Raw genomic sequence first — 7,741 nt, 5'->3', positions numbered from 1 at the left:
CACCAGGGCCGGGCACTGGATCGCACCGTTGCTGGCTCGGAAGTCGATGCGGGAAACCGCTTCGCAACTGGCCGCATAGGCAGCGGCATCGGTGATTTCGAGCACGCGACGCAGCGCCGCTACCTTGCTTGCGCCACCGCCCGCCTCGTCGGTCCTGAACTCCGGCGTAAACCACCGCTGCATCGCACCATCCGATATCGCCGCCACGCCCCTGGTCAGCACCGTATCGACACGCGCCTGCCACATGGTTCGCGCCGCGTCGTCGTAAAACATGGCGGCATTGGCAACGACGATGCTTTTGAGCAGCTGCGGATACCGCGCCGCCAGCGCCTGCGCCGTCATGCCGCCCATGCTGAGCCCGACAAAATGCACCGGAGCGCCACCTTGCTCCTTGATAAGGCCCGCCACATCGTCGGCCAGCAAGTCGAGTGTGTAAGGGCCCGGCACCGCTTCCGATTGGCCGTGGCCGCGGTGGTCATGGCGCAGCACGGTGTAGCGTTTTTTCAGGAGAGCGGCAACGCCATCCCACATGGTGAGGTCGCAGCCCAGTGCATGGCTGAGCACCACGACAGGTCCCTGGCCTTCAGTGATCGAGTGCAGATAAGGTTTTTTCATGCGATTTTTCAATGGCGTAAAGGATTGGAGTCGCAACTGCACGCCTTAATCGGCGAGCAGGCCTTTCTCGCGCAGGATGTCACCTGCCACCGAGAACGCATGGTTTGCGGCAGGAACCCCGCAGTAGATGGCAGCCTGCAGAATCACTTCCTTGATATCGTCCGGCGTGAGCCTGGATTCCGGCGGTCCGTCGAGTGCGGCGCGGACATGCATGGCAAATTCCTCATACGCCTTCAGCGCAATCATGGTCGACAGCACCATCAGGCGGCGCGTCTTGTCACCGAACGCCGGCCGGCCCCAGACCTCATTCCACGCGTAACGCGTGATCAAGTCCTGGAACTCGCCGTTGAAGGCATTGCTTTTGGCGATGGAGCGGTCAACCCAGGCATCACCGAGCACGCGCCGGCGGTTGATCATTCCCTTGTCATGGTCGTTCATGGTTTACCTTTTGCGGTCTTTGTGCGATGGCTGTCAGTGTGCGTTTTCCCCAGCATTGCTTCAACGGCCTCGGCCTGCGCACGCGCCAGCACCGACGCGTGCCGCGCCAGCGACGGGCTAAACCATTCATCGGCGGCGTCGGCGGGCAGCACGGAACGCAGCGCCTCCAGGTTGGCGCTCATGCGCTGGGTATCCACCTGCAAGCCCGGCAGGGCCTGGGCCATAGCGCGAACGGACCCGTGCGCCGACATTAGCAGTCCCGGCCATTCGGCCAGCTCGGCCTGCCAGCTCCCCAAGGCGCGCTCATGCTCCTGCGCCATGGTGGCCAGCAAGGCGGCCACGCGTTGCGGCGCACGCTGCGCTGCAGCCAAGGCCACCATGCAGGCGACCGGATTGCGCTTGTGTGGCATGGCGGACGAACCGCCACGCCCGGGTTCGGCCGGCTCCGCCAGTTCGCCCACCTCGTACTGGCCCATCAAGGAGATGTCCCTGGCGATCTTCCCGAGGCTGCCGACCAGCAGGCCCAGCTCGCAGCCCAGCGCCACCCACTCGTCGCGCTGGGTGTGCCAGGCAAACGCGGAAGGTTTGAGCTTCAGGTCGGCCGCCATATGGGCCATGATTTGCGGGCCCTTGCCGTTCATCTGCGCCAGTGTTCCCACGGCGCCGCCCAACTGCACGGCCAGCGCATTGTGGCCGGCCACCTGCAGGCGCTGCAGGCTGCGCGCCAGCGGCGCGGCCCAACCCGCGCATTTGAAACCAAAGCTGGTGACGGATGCCGGCTGCATCAGCGTGCGGGCCAATACAGGGTCAGCGGCGTGGCGACGTGCCAACACGAGCAACGCGGCCACCGTTTTACGGATGTCGGCTTCAATCAGGTCCAGCGCATTACGGGTCACCAGCGACAGCGCGGTATCGATCACGTCCTGGGAGGTCGAGCCGAAATGGACAAAGCCTGCAGCCTCCTTGTTGAAGAGGCCCACGGTTTCCCTCAGGGCCTTGACCAGTGGAATGGCGATGCTGCCGGCGCGCCCGCTTTCGCGAACGATCTTGGCCACATCAAACAGCTCGACCTTGCAGGTGCCGGCGATGGATTGCGCGGCCGCTTCGGGGATCAGGCCAGCACTGGCCTGCGCTCTTGCCAGCGATGCCTCAAAGCGCAACATGGCATCCAGGAAGTTACGCTCGCTGAAGGCTTCCAGAATTTCCGGCGTGGACAAAAAACCTTCAAAAATGCTGCTCATGCCATGACTCTCAAAAAAACAATGACAGATGTTTTTCCRCCGGGCCGCCCCAAGGAAAAATGCGCCCCACGCACAGAGGAAAGGGGCAGCGCGCCGCAGGCACGAAGTGACGAGCGTGGGGGCTTCATTTCTTCAGGCGGATCTGGTTAGGCAGCGGCACAGAACGCCGCAGCACATCCTCCCCCAGCCACAAGGCCGAGCGCCAGGCCCGCTGGGCTACCGTGGGCAACGGCATTTGCTGGTAGTCATCGTTAAACACTTCAAAGCTGTAATCGCCGCGGTAGCCCAGGCCATGCAGTTTGGTGACCAGTGTGGCCAGCGCTTCGCTGTGCACGCCCTCGCCTGGAAACACACGGAAATGCCGGGCGGTGGCAATTCGTTCTTCGACCGACTTGATTTCCGTCCACATGAAGTCGGCCAGCTGCACCAGGAAAATTTTGTCCGGGTCCAGGATGTCCAGCTCCTCCAGCGAAGTCTTCGTCGCAAACATGTGAAAAGAGTCAAAACCCAAACCCAGGTTGGGCATGTCGGCTTCACAAATAATGTCCCAGGCTTGCGGGAACTCGTTGACCGTGCGGCCCCACGACAGGGCTTCGTAGGCAATCTTGATGTTCATCGGGATCGCCAGCATGGCCAGCTTGCGCAAGTCCCTGACCAAGGCCTGGGTCTCGCCCGTGGCATGCACCGAGGTGGACGAGCAGATCAGCAGCAGGCGGCAGCCCAGCGCGTGGCACATCTCCAGCATCGATTTGGCAATGTCCATCTTGTATTCGTGCAGGTGCCCGGACAGTCCCTCAAAATCCCGCAGCACCTGGAACCCGGTGACGCGCAATCCGCTGGCACGCACCGCGGCGACGGCGGCTTCCATGCCGTCGGGATGACCCACCAGGTCCTTGGCGGCCAGCATGATCTGTGTGAAACCGGCTTCGCGCACGGCCTTGAGCTTGGCCTCCAGCGGGCCTGCCAGCGAGATGGTGTCCATCCCGAAATCGTCGATATTGCCGCTGTAGTGGCTCATGCCTGGCGCCTGCTTAGCGTACGTCATGGACCAGCTCAAAACTGACACTGCCCATCCAGCTCTTGGTCAGCGCGCCGCGGTCCTCGGTGTGGACTCCGGGTGACTCGAGGAATTCGACGCCGCGCTTGCGCAACTCGCCGACAGTGGCCAGCACGTCCGCACTGCCCAGACCGACACGCTGCAGGCTTTCATCGCCTTCCACGTCGAGCACGCTGGCTTCGGGTTCGATCAGCTGGAGGTAAAAGCGCGAAGACGGCGGGCACGGGCTGCGAAGGATGCGCCCCTTGGGCAGGATGCCGAAGCGCTGTTCGTCCGGCAGGTCGGTAAACCCAAACAGCTCGCGGTAAAACTCGGCCCAGTCCTCGGTGCGGTCATTGCCAATGTATTGGACAACGCCGAAAAAATGCAGCCCCGCCACGGCAGGCGGGTGCTGGTCCACTGTAGGGATGGGGACAAAGTCCACGTCGTAGATCGAAAATTTGTCGTACCGGTCAACAAAATAGATGCGGCTCTTGCCCACGCCATGGATGGCCGGGATGTTCAGCTCCATCACCTCGACGCGTGACGGCACGGCCCAGGCGCCCCGTTCCAGCGCGCGGTGGTACGCATCCGCGGCATCGCGTACACGCAGGGCGATTGCGGCAATCACCGGCTTGTCGGTCGGCGCGGCGCCATCAGGCATGGCGGGGATATGGGCATTGACAATCACATTCATGCCGCCCTGCCGGTACAGCAGCACCTCGCGCGAGCGATGGCGGGCTACCGGCCGGAATCCCATGGTTTCCAGTACCTGGCCCAGCGCCTGCGGCTTGGAGGTGGTGTATTCAATGAACTCAATGCCGTCCAGACCCAGGGGGTTGGCAACTTCGGGAATGGCCTCCCGATCTGCGGCTGGAGCCGGTGCAAAGGTGCTCATGGTGTTGTCTCCGGTGATGGGTTGCAGCAGACTCACGAAGTTGCCATGGCGGGCGCCACGGTCGCGCCCGGCACATGGCCGCCGCCGAGGAAAAGCCGTTCGATATTAGGGTCTGCCAGCAGCTCCGCCGCCGGCTTGTGCAGCACCAGCTGGCCCGACTCGAGCGCGATGGCGTCATCGGAAATCTTCAGCGCGCTTTTGACGTTTTGCTCCACCATCAATACCGTTGTACCCTGCGCCGCCAGCTTCTGCAGCAGCTTGAACACGTCCTGCACCACCATGGGCGACAACCCGATCGAGGGTTCATCAATCAGGATGACCTTGGGGCGCAGCAGCAAGGCCCGGCCGATCTCCAGCTGCTTCTGCTCGCCACCCGAAAGCGCGGAAGCCTGGGAATGCAGGCGTTCCTTGACGCGCGGAAAAAACTCCAGCACCTCGGGAATACGCTCATGCGTGGTCCTGGTTCCCAGCGTGATGCCGCCCAGCTCCAGGTTTTGCCACACGGTAAGCTGGCCAAACAGGTTGCGCCCCTGGGGCACAAACACAATTCCTTTGGCCAGCAATTCTTTCTGGCTGGCGCCCGAAATATCTTCACCATTCAACAGGATGCGGCCCTGGCGCGGCTTGAGCAGGCCAAAGAGCGCTTTCAAAACCGTGGACTTGCCCGCGCCGTTGGGGCCCAGCAGCAGCGTGATGGAACCAGTCCTGACCTTGAACGACAGATTGTTCAGGATCATGAAATCCTTGTAACCCGCCACCACATCGTCAAATTCAATACAGATATCACTTGTCATATCAATCTCCATGAAGCACCACTCAACCTCTTTACCAGCAAGGGCGCGGAACCGGCTAAGCCGGGCCGCAGCGCTTGTCCCCCCTGAGGGGGGATTCCGGCTACACGAAGTGAGCCGAGACAGGGGGGCTCTAATTACCTAAATACGCATCCAGCACCTCTTTATTGGCCCGGATTTCCGCCGGCGTGCCAATGGCCAGCACCTTGCCTTCCACCATCACCATGATGCGGTGGCACAGGCCCATCACAAAATCCATGTTGTGCTCGATCACCACAAACGAGGCCTGGCGGCCAAATTTTGGGTTCTGGTTCAGGTCCCGGAGCAGCGACGAAATGCCGCCCACCAGGCTGGGGTTAACGCCGGCACACGGCTCATCAAGCAGCACCAGGTCCGGCTCGGCCATGAAGGCCATGGCAATGTCCACCAGTTTTTGCTGGCCGTAACTCAGGGTGCCGGCGAGCTTGTCAGCCACATGGCGGATGCGGAACTGGTCAATCAGCGCGTCGGCCTTCTCGCCCAGCCCGGAGTCGCCAGGAGCAAACATGCGGCCGAGCAGGCTGCCCTTGTGCTCTTGCGCCGCCACGATCAGGTTGTCGCGCACCGTCATCTTCCCAAACACCTGCAGGGTCTGGAAGGTGCGGCCTACACCGCGCCGGCTGAGTTCGAGCGGCGACAGGCCGGTGATGGTTTTTCCATTGAGCTCGATTGAACCGGCATCCGGGGTGATCTGGCCCAGCACGCTGTTGAACATGGTGGTTTTACCCGAACCGTTGGGGCCGATGACACCGAAGATTTCACCCGGCATGACTTCGAAGGAAACGCCGCCCACGGCCTGGATGGCCCCGTAAGCTTTCTTGAGTCCGGCAACTTTTAACAACGCATTGCTCATGATGCCGCTCCGATCCGGCTGGCCGCCGCTGCACGTGCCAGCGATGCCTCACGCGCTGCGCGCTTGGCCCGTATACGGTCGGGAATGCTGAGCAGCCCGTCCGGCAGCCACACCATCAACAGCACCACCGCAGCGCCGAACATCGGCAAATACCAGTTGGACACCAGCGGCACATCGCGCAGCCACTCCGGCAGCACCACACCCACGGCGGCGCCCACGATGGGGCCCAGGAAATAACCCGCACCACCGACCACCACCATCAGATACATCATGATGGACGCGGCGACCGTGAAGGGCCCGGGCTCGATGAACTGCACCAGCGAGGCGAACAATGCACCGGCGATACCTGCGTAAGCCGCGCCGATGGCAAAACTCAGCAGCGTGTAGTTTCGGATGTCCACCCCCAGGCTCTCGGCACGGATCGGGTTGTCGCGCAGGGCCGTGAAGGCCTTGCCCCAGGGCGAGCGCAGCAGGCCCCACAGCAGGCCCGAAAGAATGACGGCCATCGCCAGCACGAAGTAGTAGTAAGGCAGGTTGCCTTCCAGCGAATAACCAAAAATGGACGGCCGTGCAATGTTGTTGATGCCGAAGGTTCCTCCGGTAAGCCATTCTTCATTGCGCATGACCAGCCAGATGGCGGTGTTAAAACCCAATGTGGCGAATGCCAGGTAAATGGCCTGCACGCGCAGCGCAGGAAAACCCAGGATCAACCCGACAGCAAAACAGATCAGCGCGGCCGCCGGCAAACCCAGCCAGAAACTGACACCCGCTTTCATCAGGATGGCGACGGTGTAGGCGCCAATACCGAAGAAGGCTGCGTGGCCCAGCGACTTTTGGCCCGCGTAGCCGATGGTCAGGTTCAGGCCCATGGTGGCAATGATGAAAACCAGCCAGTAAGTCAGCAGGTAGATGCCGTAGTTTTTCAGGAATTGCGGTACCACCAGAACCAGCAAGGCAGCCAGAACTGTCAGCACCAGGGCAAATTTGTTGTTGGCGAGCTTCATACCTTGCGCTCCTCTTTTTTACCCAGCAGGCCTTGTGGCTTGAAGAGAATCACCACCATAAAAATAACCAGCGCCACAGCATCCTTGTAGGCGGGCGAGATATACGCCGAGGCAAGGTTCTCGCACACCCCCACAATCAGGCCGCCCAGCAAGGCGCCCCGAGAATTGTTGAAGCCGCCAATGATGGCAGCGAAGAAAGCCTTGGTACCCAGGCCCTCTCCCATGTCGAACTTGGCGAGGTAAGTGGGCGTAACGAGCAGGGCCGCCGCCACCGCCAGCACGGCATTGATGGCGAAGGTGTAGAAAATCATGCGCGGCACATTGATGCCCAGTACTGAAGCGCTTTCAGTGTTCTGCGCCACCGCCTGCATGGCGCGGCCCGTGACGGTTTTAGCCAGGAAAGCCTGTGTTGCCATCACGATGACCAGGGCCAGCGCAAAGGTACCGATGTCCTGCAGCGTGATCGTGACGCCGGCAATGTTAAAGAGCTTGTCGGCAAACAGGCTCGGGAAGGGATGCGCTTCAGCGCTGTAGCCGGCGCGCACGCCGTTGCGCATGGCAATGGAAAGCCCGATGGTCGCCACGACGATGGGCATCATGCCGTATTTGAAGAGCGGGTCCACCACACCGCGTTTGAAGACCCATCCCAGCAGCAGAACGGCCAGCAGCACCGTCAGCACAAAGCTGACCAGCATGGGGGCGCCCAGCGAAATGAAGGCCAGCATCATGAAGGCCGGCAGCATGACAAATTCACCCTGCGCAAAGTTGATCGTTCCCGAGGCCTGCCACAGCAAGGTGAAGCCCAGGGCCGCCAGCGCGTAAATAC

General features: G+C 61.7%; 9 protein-coding genes. All 9 read right to left on the bottom strand.

Annotated features, from left to right (window positions below):
• On the bottom strand, window positions 1-615 hold a 615-nt coding region (locus AC1D0Z_RS13445; protein WP_477658729.1), incomplete at its 3' end, for an alpha/beta fold hydrolase.
• Window positions 616-660: 45 nt separating this feature from the next.
• A complete protein-coding gene (locus AC1D0Z_RS13440; RefSeq protein WP_457280117.1) occupies window positions 661-1,053 on the bottom strand; it encodes a carboxymuconolactone decarboxylase family protein in 393 nt (130 codons plus the stop codon).
• Window positions 1,050-2,294: a 3-carboxy-cis,cis-muconate cycloisomerase gene (gene pcaB / locus AC1D0Z_RS13435; protein WP_477658728.1), complete on the bottom strand. Its 1,245-nt coding sequence runs from the start codon at window positions 2,292-2,294 to the stop codon at window positions 1,050-1,052. The genes AC1D0Z_RS13440 and pcaB overlap by 4 nt, the downstream gene beginning before the upstream one ends.
• Window positions 2,295-2,418: 124 nt before the next feature.
• The gene (locus tag AC1D0Z_RS13430; RefSeq protein ID WP_477658730.1) at window positions 2,419-3,312 is read right to left on the bottom strand and encodes a sugar phosphate isomerase/epimerase family protein; all 894 of its coding nucleotides are present in this window, start codon (window positions 3,310-3,312) and stop codon (window positions 2,419-2,421) included.
• A gap of 13 nt (window positions 3,313-3,325) precedes the next feature.
• Window positions 3,326-4,228: a VOC family protein gene (locus tag AC1D0Z_RS13425; RefSeq protein WP_477658727.1), complete on the bottom strand. Its 903-nt coding sequence runs from the start codon at window positions 4,226-4,228 to the stop codon at window positions 3,326-3,328.
• Between the two features lie 32 nt (window positions 4,229-4,260).
• Complete coding sequence (locus AC1D0Z_RS13420) at window positions 4,261-5,022, bottom strand: ABC transporter ATP-binding protein (RefSeq protein ID WP_477658726.1); 762 nt, start codon at window positions 5,020-5,022, stop codon at window positions 4,261-4,263.
• 130 nt (window positions 5,023-5,152) lie between these two features.
• The gene (locus AC1D0Z_RS13415; protein ID WP_477658725.1) at window positions 5,153-5,911 is read right to left on the bottom strand and encodes an ABC transporter ATP-binding protein; all 759 of its coding nucleotides are present in this window, start codon (window positions 5,909-5,911) and stop codon (window positions 5,153-5,155) included.
• Window positions 5,908-6,915 carry a branched-chain amino acid ABC transporter permease gene (locus tag AC1D0Z_RS13410; protein WP_477658724.1) on the bottom strand — a complete coding sequence of 336 codons (1,008 nt, stop codon included), beginning with the start codon at window positions 6,913-6,915 and terminating at the stop codon, window positions 5,908-5,910. Before AC1D0Z_RS13410 ends, AC1D0Z_RS13415 begins: the two co-directional genes overlap by 4 nt.
• On the bottom strand, window positions 6,912-7,739 hold the full coding sequence (locus AC1D0Z_RS13405) for a branched-chain amino acid ABC transporter permease (RefSeq protein WP_477658723.1): 828 nt from the start codon (window positions 7,737-7,739) through the stop codon (window positions 6,912-6,914). Before AC1D0Z_RS13405 ends, AC1D0Z_RS13410 begins: the two co-directional genes overlap by 4 nt.
• Window positions 7,740-7,741: the final 2 nt, after the last annotated feature.

It is taken from the genome of Polaromonas sp. P1_E3, from assembly GCF_056405935.1.
The sequence above is the reverse complement of the archived record's forward strand: the minus strand, read 5'-3'. Positions and strand labels throughout refer to the sequence as shown.

Excerpts from the sequence above, each read along its gene's own strand:
- AC1D0Z_RS13430 (WP_477658730.1), bottom strand. The coding sequence starts at position 3,312 with ATGAGCCACTACAGCGGCAATATCGACGATTTCGGGATGGACACCATC.
- AC1D0Z_RS13415 (WP_477658725.1), bottom strand. The coding sequence starts at position 5,911 with ATGAGCAATGCGTTGTTAAAAGTTGCCGGACTCAAGAAAGCTTACGGG.
- AC1D0Z_RS13425 (WP_477658727.1), bottom strand. The coding sequence starts at position 4,228 with ATGAGCACCTTTGCACCGGCTCCAGCCGCAGATCGGGAGGCCATTCCC.
- AC1D0Z_RS13440 (WP_457280117.1), bottom strand. The coding sequence starts at position 1,053 with ATGAACGACCATGACAAGGGAATGATCAACCGCCGGCGCGTGCTCGGT.
- pcaB (WP_477658728.1), bottom strand. The coding sequence starts at position 2,294 with ATGAGCAGCATTTTTGAAGGTTTTTTGTCCACGCCGGAAATTCTGGAA.
- AC1D0Z_RS13410 (WP_477658724.1), bottom strand. The coding sequence starts at position 6,915 with ATGAAGCTCGCCAACAACAAATTTGCCCTGGTGCTGACAGTTCTGGCT.
- AC1D0Z_RS13420 (WP_477658726.1), bottom strand. The coding sequence starts at position 5,022 with ATGACAAGTGATATCTGTATTGAATTTGACGATGTGGTGGCGGGTTAC.